Here is a 14,678-nt window from a genome sequence, read left to right on the forward strand (position 1 = left end):
TAGCCTACGCGTCGTCCTCGTCGACGCCCGGAGCGCTGTCGACGCTCACGTCCGCCGGTTCCTCCTGCCCGCCGACGCGGAGCTCGCCGTCGTCGCCCTCGACGTACACGTCGTCCGCGAACCCGCCCTCGGCGTAGGGGTGTTCGGGGTCGTCCAGTTTCTCGGGCGTCGACGGCGCGTCCGGGACCCCGCCCGCCGGTTCGAACTCGCCGAGCGGGTCGGCGATGGTGATGCCGTGGCGCTCGAAGAAGGTCTCGTAGCGCTCGTAATGCTCGTCGAGTTCGTCGCCGGGGAACTCCATCATCTCCGTCCAGCCGTGGTTGTAGAAGTCGAAGTTCGCCTGGACGTGGGTCATCTCCCGCGCTTCCGCCTCGGGTGCGCCCTCCTGGAGCGCGGCGAGATAGGTGTCCATCGTCGCGTCGAAGAAGGCGTCCAGGTGCTCGCGACGCTCCTCGCGGTGGTCCTCGTCGGCGCGTTCGAGGAAGATGTCGGTGTGCATGTCGACGAGTTTGTCGTTGACCACGTCGCCGACGACCGGCAGTTCCAGCGCCTTCTTCGAGGCCCAGTGGCGGACGTTCTGGCGGATCTTCATGTGCGAACCTCGGGCCGCGACGGCCTTCAACGTCCCGGCTTCCGCTCTACTCCCGCAGGTACTCGGGGTCGTCGAACGGTTCGTCCTCGCCCTCGACGGCGACCACGTCGAGCGCCGTCACCTCCGCGCCGACGCCGAGCAGTCCGGCGAGGCTCGGTTCTGTCCGTCCGTCGTCGCCGCTGACGAGTTCCTTCACGTACAGGCCGCCCTCGCCGTGGACCTCCAGTTCGGCGTGGCGCTCGCCCTCCAGGTGGCCATCTATCTCGTACACGGTTCGCTCGCGGGTCCGGGCGGCGCGGCGGTGGTCGACGCGGTTCGGCGTGTACTGCTCGACCGTCGTCCCGTCGAGTTCCGCGACGGCGTCCGCCAGGTCCGACTCCGAGACGGGCGCGTCGAACTCGACGTCCATCCGGTAGGTCTTGCTCGCGTCGAGTTCCTTCACGCGCTCGACCATCTCGTGGGTGGCGAGCGCGAGGTCCTCGACTTCGGCCTTGCCGTCCGCGAACTCGTTTATCTCCCGCTGGAGTTCGTCCGCGTCGGGCGTTCGACTGCGGGGGCGCTTGACCTCGACGACGAACGGTCGCCCCGTCCCCAGCATCAGGGCGTCCACGTCCTCGCGTCCCGCCCCGTGGAAGACCGCCTCGTCGCCGTCCATCGCCTCGCGGATGGGCGGCGTCGTCAGCTGTTCGACGCTCTCGTCGTACATGTAGCCCGAGCCGCCGCAGTGGTCGCAGGGCTCCTCGCCGCCTCCCTCGGCCAGCTGTTTGCCCGTCCCGCCGCACTCCCGGCAGGGCCACTCCGTCTGCGGGATGTCGCGCTCCAACTTGCGGTAGCGGCCGTAGACGAACGCCGGGTTGACCTGCACGTCGACGGCGTGCGAAGAGAGGTCGCCCTCCCGGCTGGCCGCCTCCAGGTCGAGCAGCGCGAGCACGTCGGGTCGCTCGAAGTCGACCTCCGTGTCGGTGAGTCGGCCGACGCGCTTGCCGACCTCGCGATTGAACTCCGACTTGAACGGCTCGCCCGCGTCCTCGGGGAGGTCGGCCGCCTCGCGGAGCAGTCGCTCGTTCTCCTCGACGAGCGGTGGGACGCGAGTCCCGACCTGATACGTCTCGAAGTCGACGTCCGCCAGTTGCTCGGCGACGGTCTCTGCCCACTCGTCGAACCGGTCGGTCTGGCCCTCGCAGACCCAGCACTGCTCGTCCGGCTCCTCGAAGTCCTCGTCGTCGTCGAGCGCCACCGCGACCCGGAGGGCGTGCCCCCGGTCGCGGTTCGTCAGGCCGAAGCTCCGGTCGGCGAACGGCCGGCCGAGACAGGGGTCACAGACCGGGCCCTCGGCGACGACCCGTCTGGCTGCGTCGAGTACGTCCATGTCGGTGTCGAGGTCTCCCCCGCGTAAACCGGTTTCCGATTCGCGCGAACGGGCTCGCGGTCGAAGCGGTGCGAGACGACCGCGACCGACCGGGGCGAATCTAGACGACCGTCGCTCGACCGACCTCCGCGCGCGACCGCCGAGCGCTCGACGGTCCCGTCAGGACGCGGACGACCGGAGTCGACTGCCCGGAAGACCCCGATGTACCGTTTTACTCACCGTACCAACGGCGACCGCCGCGGCGGTTCTATTCACGCTCGATTGGCCAGAAAACGCACGACGGCGGAGAGTTAACTGCGCGTACCAAATCCACTAAGGCTACATCTCCTCTCTACGTAGATATGAGTACGACCACCACCGCGTCCGCGTCCGCGACCACCCTCACCGACAAACAGCAGCGCATCCTCCAGTATCTCCGCGAGAACGGCGACACCCGGACGTACTTCAAGTCCCGGCTCATCGGCGAGGACCTCGGCCTCACCGCCAAGGAGGTCGGGGCGAACATGACCGCCATCGCCGAGGGCGACTTCGACGTCGACGTCGAGAAGTGGGGCTACTCCTCCTCGACGACGTGGAAGGTCGTCTAGGGCGCTACTCGACGCTCGTCAACGCGTCCACGTCCGGAATCTCCGCGTTCGCCGCCGTTATCTGTTCCATCCGCTGGGCGTGTTTCTCGCCGGCGTAGGCGACCAGTTCGTCGGGCGACGGTCCCGGCCCCTCCGCGTCGCGCTCGGGGATGCTCGCCCGGACGAGCGGGAGCAGTTCCCCGACGGTGTCGTGCAGGTGCGCCGCGTCCACCCGGCCGCTCTCGACGAGTTCCCGCAGTTTCGCCATCCCGAACCCCACGTGGCGGCCCTCGTCGCCCCTGATCTTCGTCAGCCCGGCGACGAGACCCGGGAGGTGGGGAAGCTCGGGATGGGTGTCCGCGTCGTAGGCTCGCGTCAGCCCGTAGTACCCCGTCTGGGCCAGAACCCCTTCGATGGTGAGGTGGTAGTGGCAGTACGCCGTCGCCCGACGCTCCGGCGCGTCGTCGTCCAGCAGGGCGGTCATCGCCGCCGCGTTGCGCTCGAACAGTTCGTCGTACTCGTCGTTGAACCAGCGGTCGTCCGCGGGCGAGGACGGGGCCAGTCCCCGGCGCTCCTCCTCGGGCCGGACGACCTCGCGCCAGTAACGGTCGAAGAAGTCCGTGTGCTTGGACTCCTCGTACAGCTGTGTGGTCACGAACATCTCGTCTTCCAGGTCGTCCAGCACGACCGAGAGCGGCGCGAGGTCCTCCGTCACCGACTCCTCCCCCGCCCCGAACCGGGCGACGGTGCGGCGGAAGGCGTCGAACGTCTCCCGGTCGAACTCGGCGAGTTCGGCTCCGTCGTCGTCCAGGTCGACGTCGTGCGGGTCCCAGTGACGCTCGACCGCGTTCCGGTAGTAGCGATACGACCGCGTTTCGGGGTTCACCTGGAGGTCGGTCATCGTTTCGACGTGGCCCCGAACGACCATCAGTGTATCCCGGTTCGACGGGAGAGCGCACGGAGCGTCGGCGAACGCGACGTTCGTCGCGAGCGCGAGACGCCCGCCGGTTCAGGGGTCGAAGGAGATGAGGCCGGCCGCCTCGGTGGCGAACGTCTCCGCGTTCGCGTCGAAGGAGTCGGCGTAGCGGACGAGCAGCGTGATGAGGGTCTCCGGGCGCTCGACGGCGTAGCCGCCCTCCCGGGAGAGCAGTCCCATCTCCTCCAGGTCGGCGGCGTGCTTGCTCACCGTCGCCCGCGAGACGTCCAGCGCGTCGGCGAGGTCGCCGCCCGTCGCCGACGGGTCGCGCAGCAACTCGACTATCATCCCGCGCGGGGTGTCCCGGCGGAGGTACGAGAGCGCCACCTGCTCGAACGCCGAGAACTGGTCGGCGGGGAAAAAGCGCCGGTAGTCGCCGTCCCGGTGGCTCTCGACGACGCCGGTCTCGACCAGTCGGCGGAGGTGGTGCTGGGTCTCGCCGGTGCCGAGTTGCAGGTCGTCGCGCACCTTCGAGAAGTGGGCACCCGGCGTCGTGGCGACGTAGCCCGCGATGGCGTCGGGTACGTCGCTGCGCTCGCTGTCGCGGTCGGCGAGTTTCGTCAGCGGCGCTGCCGCGCCGAGCGCCGCGAAGCGTCTGAGCGTCGCGCGCTTATTTTCATCGACGTTGCCGGGCTCAACCATCTACGATTCAATACGATTGGGTGCCCTAAAACAGCTTCGCTCGTCGCTGTGTCGCTTTCGTTCGGGCGCAATCGGCTGCCCCGACCGCCGGCTCGTCCCGAACCTTGCTGATTATTGTCAGATTCTATGGCCGTTAGATTTAGTACGTCGCTGGAATTGTTTCCCGATGGCAGCAGAAGGACACGGGGCGTCGGCGCGCTTTCGCCGTCGTCCCGCCGTGCGCCGTCCTGCTGTCGTGGTCGGTCCGGCGGTGCCGTGGGCTCTGGTGGCGTGCTGGCCTCTCGCCAGGTGTGTCAACCACGCCCACCACGAAAGTCCGTCTTCCGGGCCGAACCGACACCCGTGCCGTCCGTTCTATCGACTCCGTAACGAGCGCGAGAACAGCGTCCGCCGTGCGACCGTGCGCGTGCGAAAAGCGTTTGACGTGTGACCGAGATGAGCGGAGCGTGAGCGACCTCGACGACTTCGCCAACTACGGGGGCGACGACGCGGACGACGCCCGCGCTGACGCCAGTGCGGACGACGGCAGCACGGACGACGGAAGCGAACGCCGGTCGTTCGAGCGGATGGACACCGACCCGACGGGTCGCGACCGGGGTATCGGTCACCTCGCGGTCTCGGAGGGGTTGTCCATCGGCGAGGCCGACGACGACGACTGCCTCCGGGCGTACGTGACCGCCCCGAACCGCGGCGACGTCCGGGTCGGCAAGTACCTGCTCGTGCCGTACCCCGACGACGAGAAGCTGTTCTGCCGCGTCACCGCGCTGGAGTACGCCCAGGAGTACCGCAGCGACGACGCCACCGAGATTCACGCCCGGCGGGCGATGCGCCGGGACGACGTCGAGGAGACCGACTACAAGTTCGTGGCGTCGCTCGACCCCGTCGCGGTGCTGTACGAGGACGACGGCGAACTCAAGCGCCGGATGACCGACCGCGTGCCGAAGCCCGAGACGACGGTGCGGCAGGCCGACGACAAGGCCGACATCAAGACCGGGCTGAAGATACCGACCGACGGGGTCTTCCTCGGCCACCTCGCGGTCGGCGGCGAGAAGGTCCGCACCGCCGCGGAGCCGCCGACCATCGACTACCGCGTCAAGGACGACTACAGCGAGGGCGACCCGCTCGTCTTCCGGCACACGCTCGTCGCGGGCGGAACTGGCTCCGGCAAGACCCACGGTACGAAGAACGTCCTCCGCCAGTACCTCGCCGACGAGCGTACGTACCCCGTCGAGAGCGGCGGCGACCGCGAGCGCCGGATGGCGGTCGTGCAGTTCGACCCGCAGGACGAGTACGCCCAGATGCACGACGACAACCCCGAGGTCACGCGCGACGACGAGCGGGCCTGGGAGCGCGAGAACGTCGCCCACGGCGGTCACGAGGACACGACCGCGTTCGTTCCGAAGGTCGACGGCGTCACCTACGCGGCCGACCACCACCGCGCCGAGCAGGTGGAGTTCACCGTCCCGTTCTCGATGGTGCGGTCGAACCCGTGGCTCATCGCGGGCGCCAGCCTGAACGACAACCAGTACAACGCGCTCCAGCTCCTCCTGGGGCGGTTCTTCGACCGGCACGGGTCGTCGGGGACGTACCGCCAGTTCAGGGACTTCCTCGACGACCCGGCGCTCCGCGAGGAACTCGACGAGAACGGACGCGTCCACGAGGCCACCTTCAACGCGGTGAAACGACGCGCGGTCAACCCCACGTTCCAGAACGTCTTCGACCAGGACGCCCGCCCGCTGACCGACCTCGTCAAGCAGTTCGTCCGTCCCGGCGGGCTGACCGTCGTCCCGACGTACCACGTCAACAGCACGCGGGCGACGGAGATGATAGTGCTCGCGGTGTCGAGTCTCCTCATCGACGAGAAGCTGTCGAACGCGCCGCGGTTCGACCGCATCAAGGAGACGCCGCTCGTCGTCGGGATGGACGAGGCGCACAACTTCCTCTCGGACGCCGACAGCGTCCAGGCCCGGAAGGTCGTCGGGAAGTTCACGGAGGCGGCGAAGCAGGGTCGCAAGGAGCGTCTCGGCCTCTTCCTCGTCACGCAGGACCCCCAGGACGTCGCCGAACCGGTGTTCAAGCAGATTAACACGACCGTGGTCCTCAACCTCGGCGACGAGGACGCCATCAAGAGTGTCAACATCCCGGCGAATCTCGAACGGAAGGTCCCGTACATGGAGAAGGGACAGATGGTCGTCTACTCGCCGGACAACTCCGAGCCGGTCGAACTCGTCGGCCTCTCGAAGTGCGTCACCCGCCACGGTCGGGACTGACCGACCGCCGTCCCCGGTCGACGCGCCGGCGAGACCGATGCTTCGATATATCGAGAGATGGTAGTGTCGACCATGACCAAGCGCGTACTCGTTCCGATCGACGGTTCCCGGCAGTCGACGAAGGCGCTCGAACACGCGCTGACCGAGTTCGAGGACGCCGACATCGAGGTCCTGAACGTCATCGACCCCATCGACGTGGGGTACAGTTCGACGGTCGGGATGCCGGGCTACTCCGAGGAGTGGTACGAGGACTCCAAGGAGAACGCCGAACGACTGTTCGAGGAGGCCCAGGAACTGGCCGACGAGCACGACGCGACGCTGTCGACGGCGACCGAACTCGGTCGTCCCTCGCAGGTCATCGTCGAGTTCGCCGACGAGAACGACTTCGACCAGATCGTCATGGGGAGCCACGGTCGGTCGGGCGTCTCGCGCATCCTGCTCGGCAGCGTCGCGGAGACCGTCGTCCGGCGGTCGCCCGTGCCCGTGACCGTCGTCCGCTAGAAGCGCCGTCGTCCGGTCGGGGCCATCACCGCACCCGGAATATCATAACGCCCCGGTTCTCGTAGACGAGCCGGTAGTCGTCCGAGCGGACGAGCGAGCGGCGCATCCGCGGACGTTGCTGCGTCTCGATGCCCCGAACGGTGTAGGTGCCCTTCGGGACGTACACGTAGTCCGGCCGAACGTCGGCTCGACGTAGCTGTTTCGAGAGACACGTCTCGGCGTGGCAGTGCGAGAGACGACGGTACGTCCGCAGGTGGTGTCGATACGCCGCGGGCGAGTTCCACTCGACGCCCCACGGCCCCACGAGGATCGTCCGGTCGGAGAGATACGGGAACCACTCGGCAGCGTCGCCGGCGACGACGAAGTCGGCGTCCGCCGGCAGCTCTTCGTCGACCCACTCCATCGCGGTGGCGTCCTCCTCGTCGACGAACGACGGCTGCGACGTGCCGCCGTGCAGCGGCGTGCCGACCGCGTACAAACCGCCCATCGTGACCAACAGCACCACCAGTCCGGCGGTCACGCCCCGCAACAACCACCGGGTGGCGTACTGGTACGTCTCGTCGGCTCCGAGGTGGCGAGGCGCGGTCATCAACGCGCCGATGGCCATCGTTCCTGGGACGAACGCGAACCTGCGTTCGTGGAGAAGCACTATCGAGACCAGGAACCAGGCCGGAATGAAGAACCGCCGCCGAGCGATCAGGTAGCCGCCGCCGAGGAGGGTCAGGAGGTACCAGAGCGACATGGTGCGGCCGGCGGCGATCGGCCGCCCCAGTTCGGAGAGGACGCGGAAGGGCGAGCGAGTTTGAACGAGTCCGCCGTGGGTGCCCGCCGCCCCCGCGAATATCTCCAGGGCGTGCGTCGAGACCGTGTACGCTATCCACGGCGATGCGATCACGAGGCCACCGGCAGCCACTGCGGCCCCCGCGACCAACCCGGTCGACGAACGGTCGTAGAACAGCCACACGAGCACGTAGCTCGCCCCGAAGAAGACGGTGTACGTCGGATGCGTCAGGAGCGTGAGTCCGAAGAGGACCGCCGCTGGCGCGAGCCAACGACGGTGGTTGCCTCGGAACAGCCGTATCCCGCAGTAGAGTCCGGTCAGCGTGAACAGGAACGCCGGCGAGCGCACGATACCGCCCGCCGAGATATGCCACTGCAACACGACCGGCGTCGCCGCAAAGATGCTGGCCGTCACGCCGGCCCGGGGTGTCGACCCGAGTATCTCGCGGGCCAGGTAGTAGAACGGAATCACGGCGACGGTGGAGACGACGCCGGGAAGGAAGCGAGTGAGCGTCATCGGGTCGACGCCCAGATCGAGCAGTACTGCGGTGACGTAGAATCCTACCGGCGGATAGACGAACGGGACGCCCTCCGCGGTGTAGCCGGAGATTCGCATCGGAGGCCGATAACCGTGAGCGAGAATCTCCTCGGCGATGGAGAGGTACAGACCGGCCCCGTACGCGGGGTACGGATGGGACCGGTAGTACACACCGACGACGACGGCCGCGACGACCAGCGCGATTCCGAGCCAGACCCGGTCTCTCGTGAGGGCGGCGGCGATAGACGAGGCGGCCTGCTCCAGGCGGGACTGTTCGCGCTCGTCCGTGGGACGGTCGGTGAAACTACTGTCCCCCGCCATTATGGTTCGTGGCTGGAATCGTAACCTGCGTGCCAGTAACGGGAGCGGCCGCGCAGGGACGGCACGCATCGCCAGTCGTTTTCTCTCACCGTCGCCGAGACGCCCGGGCTACTCGCCGATACGGACTGCCGCGAGTTCGAAGAGCACGTACGGAGTGCGGACGTCGATTTCGCTACGTTCAGTGACTGGTTCAGTAAGGGAGGGAGACACTGGTACGGAGCCGATTCCGGGAGCGTATATCTGCGACGGGTGTCGGTCGATCTCCAGAGGGAGAGAGGAGGTGCGTGCGCAGTCATGCAGTACCGTGACCGCTGGGACGTTCTTGGTCAATAAGATTCACGCGATTGTACAAACCAGTAGGGCATCATTTAGCGCCGAAATCGACCGAGTTGGGCACGTTACCGTGCGTAGACGATTTCTCAAAGCGGTCGTTGAGAAGACACGAGGCTTCGTAACGGTTCGGTAACTCCTCTCGCCATCCTCGACGAAGCGGTCGAAGGGTAGCCCGCGACGGCGACCCCGTTCCGCCGGAAGCAACGGGCCGGTCGAGAGGGTACGTTCGTCGACGCTGGCGATCGAGAGGACGTACGCAGCAGAACGCTCGGGCCACGACTACCGGGACTTCGGTGCGGCTATCGGACGAACGTGCGGTTCCGGGACTCCGCGTTCCCGCCCAAGCGCAGGAGGGGCGTAACGGTATCGCGTGGGGATGGGGGTACTCTTCCAGTGGCGTTCGTACGGGTCGGACGACGAGCACTCGATCACCTCGTCGAGGGGTTCGCCGCAGGTGAATCGGTCGTACGACCCGAAGGCGTCCAGTTCCCGCGACGGAGTCTGCTCGAACGAACCGGTCAGTTTCGATCCGGTCCTGGAACGGCGTAACTACTGCTTTCCCCGTTAGGAAACCCCTGTCGATGAGTTTGCACCGGGAACGCGGCGATCCACGGGTGTCCGATTCCGGGGTGGAAACCGTGTCGTCGACCCCGGTGCCGGAACCGAAGGAGACGAGCGGCCGCGGAACGGTGGTTCAGAAGAGATTCGCCTGCTGGTAGACGCTGATGCCCTCGTTCGTGATGTCGTAGGGTTTTATCTCGCGGGAGTGGTTGGCGTCCCGAATCTTCTGTATCTCGATGGCGAGTCGCGTCTCGCGGAAGTCGTCGCTACCGCGGACGTACCGGAGGACGAACACGGCGTCGGTGAGGTACTCGATGATGCCGTGCCGGGAGGCGTAGGCGCTGTCCTCGCTGGCCTCGCTGGTGAGCATCGTCGTCACGCCGGCCTGCTTGAGACTCTTCGTGAAGTCGTATATCTCGTTGCGCCGGGTCGCCCGGTCCTCGTACATCATCTCCAGCAGCGAGACGGAGTCGAGGACGAGTCGGGTCGCGCCGAACTCCCGGACGAGGCCGGGGAGTTCGCTCCGGATGCTAGTCAGGGAGTTCGCCATGTCGATGGGGTCCAGGTCGAGGACGGCGAGGCGGTCCTCGGCGACGTACTCGTCGAACGGCCACCCCTTCTCGGTCGCGCTGTTGACGATGCGCTCGTGGCTCTCCTCCAGGGTTATGTAGACGGCCTTCTCGCCCCGCGAGAGCGCCTCTTCGAGGAACTGGAGGCCGAAGGTGGTCTTCCCGGTCCCGGCGTCGCCGATGGCGACCATCAGCGTTCGCTCGGGGATGCCGCCCTGTATCATCCCGTCGAGACCCTCGATGCCGACGTCGACGCGCGGGATGGACGACTCGAACTCCTCGTCGTCGAACTCGCCACCGCTCTCGCCGAAACCGCCGCCGGCACCGAAACCGCCCTCGAACTCGCCGCCGAAGTCCTCGCCGCCGCCGAAGTTCTCGCCGCCGGTACCGGGAGCGTTGCTGAACGCGGTGCCGAAATCGTCGTCGAACAGCGAGTCGCCGCCTTCGTCGGCCCGCTCTTCGTCGTTCGCGTCGGCCCCGTCGTCCACCTCTCGCTCCTCGCGGTCGTCGCCTTCGACGCTCCGGTCGGCGTCCTCGCCGTCCGTCTCGTCGAGCGCCGACTCGAACCAGTCGTCGTCGCTCATCGAATCGCCTCCGCGTCGGCGACCGCTGCCGGCCGGCCCGGAACAACCCTCATCGTTCTGTCACTGGAACCCCGTACAGATTAATGTTACTCGCGTCCTGCCCGGCGACCGCCGCCCGCTCGACCCTGTGGGGCGTTCGAGGCAGTTCGCCGAATCCGGGTGGGCGGATGTCAGCCGGGAGACAGCGGAGGGCCCCGTCGGACGGATTGGCGGCAGGCCGCCGTCGACAATCGCGACGGTGACGGCGCAAGACGAACACGCAGTGGTCCTCGACGGCCCAGACGCCGCAGGCGTGTGCGTCGGCCGTTCTCTCCCCCGGGTCGAACCGGTGGCTCTCCGTAGATAGCAACCCACTTTAACCCCGAAGGAGAAATTCGTTCACATGACCGAGTCGTACGTGATAATCGGCGATGGCATCGCGGGGAGTTCCGCAGCCGAGACCATCCGCGAGGAGGAGCCGGATGCCGACGTCACAGTCATCACCGACGAGGGGGAAGCCCTCTACAATCGCATCCTGATTAAGGAGTTCGCGAAGGGGAAGCTCCCGGAAGCTCCGATTTCCATCCACGACGAGGAGTGGTACGACGAACGCGACATCGACCTCGACCTGAACACGTTCGTCACCGACATCGACGCGGACGCACACGAGATTCACACCCACGAGAGCGGCACCTACGAGTACGACAAGCTGCTCGTCGCGACGGGCGGGACGCCGACCCAGCTCCCGGTGGACAACAGCGACGCCGACGGAGTCCATCACTTCTGGACGTTCCAGGACGCCCGGCGCATCGCCGAGAACGCCGAGGACGCCGAATCCGGCGTCGTCGTGGGGGCGGGCCTGCTTGGAATCGACCTCGCGGCCGTCTGTGCCGCACAGGAGGTCGACGCCAAGTACATCATGCGCGGTAATCGCTGGTGGCGCTACGGACTCAGCCTCGACGGGGCGGAGATCATCCACGACGCCCTCGAAGAGAAGGGCGTCGAGACGGTCTTCGAGAGCGGCGTCGACCGCTTCGAGACGGACGACGACGGCCACGTCGTCTCGACCGTGGACGCCAACGGCGAGACCTACGACAGCGAGTTCGTCGGCGTCGCCATCGGCCTGAACTTCAACACGGAGTTCCTCCAGGGTGCGGACCTGGAGATGGACAACGGCATCGTCGTTGACCAGTACATGCAGACGAGCACCGAGGACATCTACGCGGCGGGCGACATCACGCGCTACTACGACGTCATCCTCGACGAGTACGCCCAGAACGGTTCGTGGGGGAGCGCGAAAGAGCAGGGCGTAGTCGCCGCCCAGAACATGGTTTCCGACGACGAGACGAAGGAGTTCCGCTGGGTGTCGTCGTACTCCATCACGCACTTCGACTTCCCGTTCCTCAGCTTCGGTTTCCCGACGTTAGGCGACGACGAGTGCGAGCGCAAGTACAGCGACACGGAGTGGCGTCGGCTCGCGTTCAAGGACGGCAAACTCGTCGGCGGCGTCCTCATCGGCGACATCGCTCCCCAGGGTAACTACAAGGACCTCATCCGACGGGAAGCCGAAGTTTCGGACCAGAAGGACGTCCTTCTGGAGAAGGAGTTCGACCCCGACAAACTCGCTCTCCCGCAGGAACAGTAGTCGACCTCCTCGTTCTCGGTGGTCCGTTCTCGGTCGGCGGACCGGTCCTCAAATCTGTCGTGAAAGCAAAGTTTAAGTTCTCCCATGGCACATGCTACCAAAGACCAATACGGTCTGTGGTGTCCTTGCAACCGAAAATAACGGTCGAACCTGCTCAGACGATTCCGGACGGCGCGACCGTCCGGGACTACGACGAACTAGGGTGGTGTGCGCAACGACAGTTCGCCACGGTCGTCGACGGCGGTGAACGCCACGTCGACGACGAGACAGCGCTCCAGTTCACCGACGGCGAGTTCGTCAAATACACCGACTACTATCGCGTAGTCGTTACCTGACGGCGCTTCCTCTTCTAACGGTCTTCCTCCTGCCCGCGGACAGTTTTACCACAAGGTTTAAGATGAATAATGTTATTTGGTAACATACATCAATGGCCACGAACACCACGAGTAGCGAGGCACCGACCGCGGCCGCAAAACGCCGGGCCGTCGCTGTCAGCCGAATCGACACGGTGCCGCCGGACGCCCGCGTGCGTCACTTCGACGAACTCCACGAGCGCACCCAGCAGGTGCTCGCCGACCTCGACGGCGAGGAGGCGCTCGTTCCCGTCGCCGAGTCGGTCGCCGACGAGGTCGGCGACGGCGTCGTCGTGTTCACGGAGTACTACCGCGTCGACGTTCGATAGTCCCCCGCCCGATCAGCCGCCGTCCCGGCCGACGCCATCCGGCCCCCTTCGCTCGTCGCCCAGACCGAAGCCGTTTTCTCCGACAGGAAAGGAGATACCAGTATGAACGGCAGCGGCGAGATGACGCTGGCCTTCGAACTGGAGGCGCTGAAAGCGCTGGCGAGTCCCGGCGAAGTCTTCGACGACGCCCGGCGTTGGAGTCGCTACGTCGGCGTTATCTCGGACAAGCCGACCTACGTCGTGACGAACTTCACGCGGAAGAACCGCATCCGCCAGGACTTCTTCTCCGGACCGAAAGGCCGCGCCGAGAGTCTGGCGAGCGTCAGAGAGCAGTTCGACACCGACCGGCACGTGTTCGTCGGGACCGCCGACGAAGACCGCGACCTCGCCGACGAGGAGGACTGGGAGTACCTCCCCGTCGAGCAGGCCGCCGAGGCCGCCGAGTGGACCCTCGCCGCGGAGGTCGAGGACGACGACCGCGCGGTCGAAGAGGACCAGCGCGACGACTGGCCGTAGCCGTCGCGTTCGCTGGAACGCAAACACTGATGTCGGTCGCCCGACCCGTTCCGGTAGTGAGCCGAACCAAGGACGAACTCGCGGGGGTCGTGGACCTGTTCGGGGCGCTGACGCGGGCGGAACTCGCCCGGGCGCTCGCCGAACTCGCGTTCAAGCAGGGCAAGGAGGTCGACGAGTCGGCGTTCGAGTCGGTCATCGCGGACGCGGTCGACGACTACTACCTCGTCGAGGGAAACTACGACGGCGAGTCGGTGCTCGCGTCCGGTCCGGTGGCGTTCCCGGCCGTTCCGGAGAACGGCGAGGACCTGCCGCACATCATGGACGTCCCCGACCGCGGCGTCGACCGGACGGCGCTCGCCGAGCGTACGCGAACCCGACTGCGCGAGGAGGCCGAGACGGTTGCCGAGGCGGGCGACGAGGAGCGCGCCGGGTACCTGCTGGACGTGAGCTACGACCTCGAAGCCTGGGGGCCGGTCGAGACCGACGAGGTGCGCGAGCGACTGGACCCGGTCCTCGACTGAAGCGGGCGAGTTAAGAACGCGCGAGGCAACTGACCCGTATGGACCTGGGTCGGGTGACCGACAGCGTTCCGCGGCCGGTCACGGACGAGGACCGCGACGCCGCGGTGCTCGTTCCGGTGGTCGTCCGCGAGGGCGAACCCGGTCTCCTCTTCACGAAGCGGGCCGACCACCTGGGCGAACACCCCGGCCAGATGAGCTTCCCCGGAGGCGGCAGGGAGCCGGGGGACGCCACCCTCTGGGAGACGGCGCTCCGCGAGGCCCGCGAGGAGATCGGTCTCCGCCCGGAGGAGGTCGAGGGCGTCGGCCGACTGGACGACATCCGGACCGTCACGAACTACGCCGTCACGCCGTTCGTCGCCAAGATTCCCGACAGACGGTACGACCCCGACGAGCGCGAGGTCGCCGAGATAGCCGTCCTCCCCGTCTCCGCGCTCCTCGACGCCGACAACTACGAAACCGAGCACCGCGACCACCCGAACTACGGCGAGATAGTCATCCACTTCTTCCACGTCGACGGCTACACCGTCTGGGGCGCGACGGGCCGCATCGTCGTGCAGTTGCTGGAGCTGACGACCGACTGGCGCGCCCCCGAGCGCATCGACCGCTTCGTCGACACCGACCCCGACCTCGACGACTGACGGCGTCCGGGTCGCTCCTCCCGGTTCGCGCCGCTGGCGTTCGCGTCTCGTACGTTCCGTCGCAGCTTCCGAAATCGTAGACGCTATGACGCTCT

Annotated in this window: 15 protein-coding genes; 9 read left to right on the forward strand and 6 right to left on the reverse strand. The window is 66.8% G+C overall.

From position 1 onward, the window contains the following. Nucleotides 1–4 precede the first annotated feature (4 nt). Both ACTF4R_RS08770 and ACTF4R_RS08775 read right to left on the reverse strand, forming a co-directional pair. Nucleotides 5–592, reverse strand: a complete 588-nt coding sequence (locus ACTF4R_RS08770; RefSeq protein WP_440007465.1) for a DUF6149 family protein — start codon at nt 590–592, stop codon at nt 5–7. 46 nt (nt 593–638) lie between these two features. Continuing rightward, nucleotides 639–1,961, reverse strand: coding sequence for a tRNA pseudouridine(54/55) synthase Pus10 (locus ACTF4R_RS08775; RefSeq protein ID WP_440007466.1), 1,323 nt, complete (start codon nt 1,959–1,961; stop codon nt 639–641). Between the two features lie 341 nt (nt 1,962–2,302). Here ACTF4R_RS08775 and ACTF4R_RS08780 point away from each other — a divergent pair, with 341 nt between their 5' ends. Then, nucleotides 2,303–2,548, forward strand: coding sequence for a DUF7123 family protein (locus ACTF4R_RS08780; RefSeq protein WP_433623159.1), 246 nt, complete (start codon nt 2,303–2,305; stop codon nt 2,546–2,548). 4 nt (nt 2,549–2,552) lie between these two features. On the opposite strand, the gene ACTF4R_RS08785 is transcribed toward ACTF4R_RS08780, so the two are convergent. Together ACTF4R_RS08785 and ACTF4R_RS08790 are read right to left on the reverse strand one after the other, a co-directional pair. Beyond that, the gene (locus tag ACTF4R_RS08785; protein WP_440007467.1) at nt 2,553–3,428 is read right to left on the reverse strand and encodes a ribonucleotide-diphosphate reductase subunit beta; all 876 of its coding nucleotides are present in this window, start codon (nt 3,426–3,428) and stop codon (nt 2,553–2,555) included. Between the two features lie 108 nt (nt 3,429–3,536). Further along, on the reverse strand, nt 3,537–4,145 hold the full coding sequence (locus tag ACTF4R_RS08790; RefSeq protein ID WP_433623163.1) for a winged helix-turn-helix transcriptional regulator: 609 nt from the start codon (nt 4,143–4,145) through the stop codon (nt 3,537–3,539). A 446-nt stretch (nt 4,146–4,591) separates the two neighbouring features. Here ACTF4R_RS08790 and ACTF4R_RS08795 point away from each other — a divergent pair, with 446 nt between their 5' ends. Both ACTF4R_RS08795 and ACTF4R_RS08800 read left to right on the forward strand, forming a co-directional pair. Next, complete coding sequence (locus tag ACTF4R_RS08795) at nt 4,592–6,415, forward strand: ATP-binding protein (protein WP_440007468.1); 1,824 nt, start codon at nt 4,592–4,594, stop codon at nt 6,413–6,415. A 72-nt stretch (nt 6,416–6,487) separates the two neighbouring features. Next, nucleotides 6,488–6,916, forward strand: a complete 429-nt coding sequence (locus ACTF4R_RS08800) for a universal stress protein (protein ID WP_440007470.1) — start codon at nt 6,488–6,490, stop codon at nt 6,914–6,916. A gap of 25 nt (nt 6,917–6,941) precedes the next feature. Here the strand turns inward: ACTF4R_RS08800 and ACTF4R_RS08805 are convergent, their stop codons facing one another. After that, nucleotides 6,942–8,555, reverse strand: coding sequence for an ArnT family glycosyltransferase (locus ACTF4R_RS08805; RefSeq protein ID WP_440007471.1), 1,614 nt, complete (start codon nt 8,553–8,555; stop codon nt 6,942–6,944). 1,027 nt (nt 8,556–9,582) lie between these two features. Next, nucleotides 9,583–10,602, reverse strand: coding sequence for a KaiC domain-containing protein (locus ACTF4R_RS08810; protein WP_440007473.1), 1,020 nt, complete (start codon nt 10,600–10,602; stop codon nt 9,583–9,585). 382 nt (nt 10,603–10,984) lie between these two features. Here ACTF4R_RS08810 and ACTF4R_RS08815 point away from each other — a divergent pair, with 382 nt between their 5' ends. From ACTF4R_RS08815 to ACTF4R_RS08840, 6 genes are all read left to right on the forward strand, one after another. Then, the gene (locus tag ACTF4R_RS08815; RefSeq protein ID WP_440007474.1) at nt 10,985–12,226 is read left to right on the forward strand and encodes an NAD(P)/FAD-dependent oxidoreductase; all 1,242 of its coding nucleotides are present in this window, start codon (nt 10,985–10,987) and stop codon (nt 12,224–12,226) included. Nucleotides 12,227–12,351: 125 nt separating this feature from the next. Beyond that, entirely contained in the window at nt 12,352–12,561 is a 210-nt protein-coding gene (locus ACTF4R_RS08820) for a DUF7979 domain-containing protein (protein ID WP_440007476.1), read from the forward strand. A gap of 92 nt (nt 12,562–12,653) precedes the next feature. Then, a complete protein-coding gene (locus ACTF4R_RS08825; protein ID WP_440007478.1) occupies nt 12,654–12,908 on the forward strand; it encodes a DUF7979 domain-containing protein in 255 nt (84 codons plus the stop codon). A gap of 102 nt (nt 12,909–13,010) precedes the next feature. Next, nucleotides 13,011–13,424, forward strand: coding sequence for a DUF7124 domain-containing protein (locus tag ACTF4R_RS08830; RefSeq protein ID WP_440007479.1), 414 nt, complete (start codon nt 13,011–13,013; stop codon nt 13,422–13,424). Nucleotides 13,425–13,480: 56 nt separating this feature from the next. After that, complete coding sequence (locus tag ACTF4R_RS08835) at nt 13,481–13,945, forward strand: DUF7109 family protein (protein WP_440007481.1); 465 nt, start codon at nt 13,481–13,483, stop codon at nt 13,943–13,945. 38 nt (nt 13,946–13,983) lie between these two features. Then, complete coding sequence (locus tag ACTF4R_RS08840; protein WP_440007482.1) at nt 13,984–14,583, forward strand: NUDIX hydrolase; 600 nt, start codon at nt 13,984–13,986, stop codon at nt 14,581–14,583. Nucleotides 14,584–14,678: the final 95 nt, after the last annotated feature.

Source organism: Halomicrococcus pelagicus (assembly GCF_051917725.1).
Taxonomy (GTDB): Archaea; Halobacteriota; Halobacteria; order Halobacteriales; family Haladaptataceae; genus Halomicrococcus.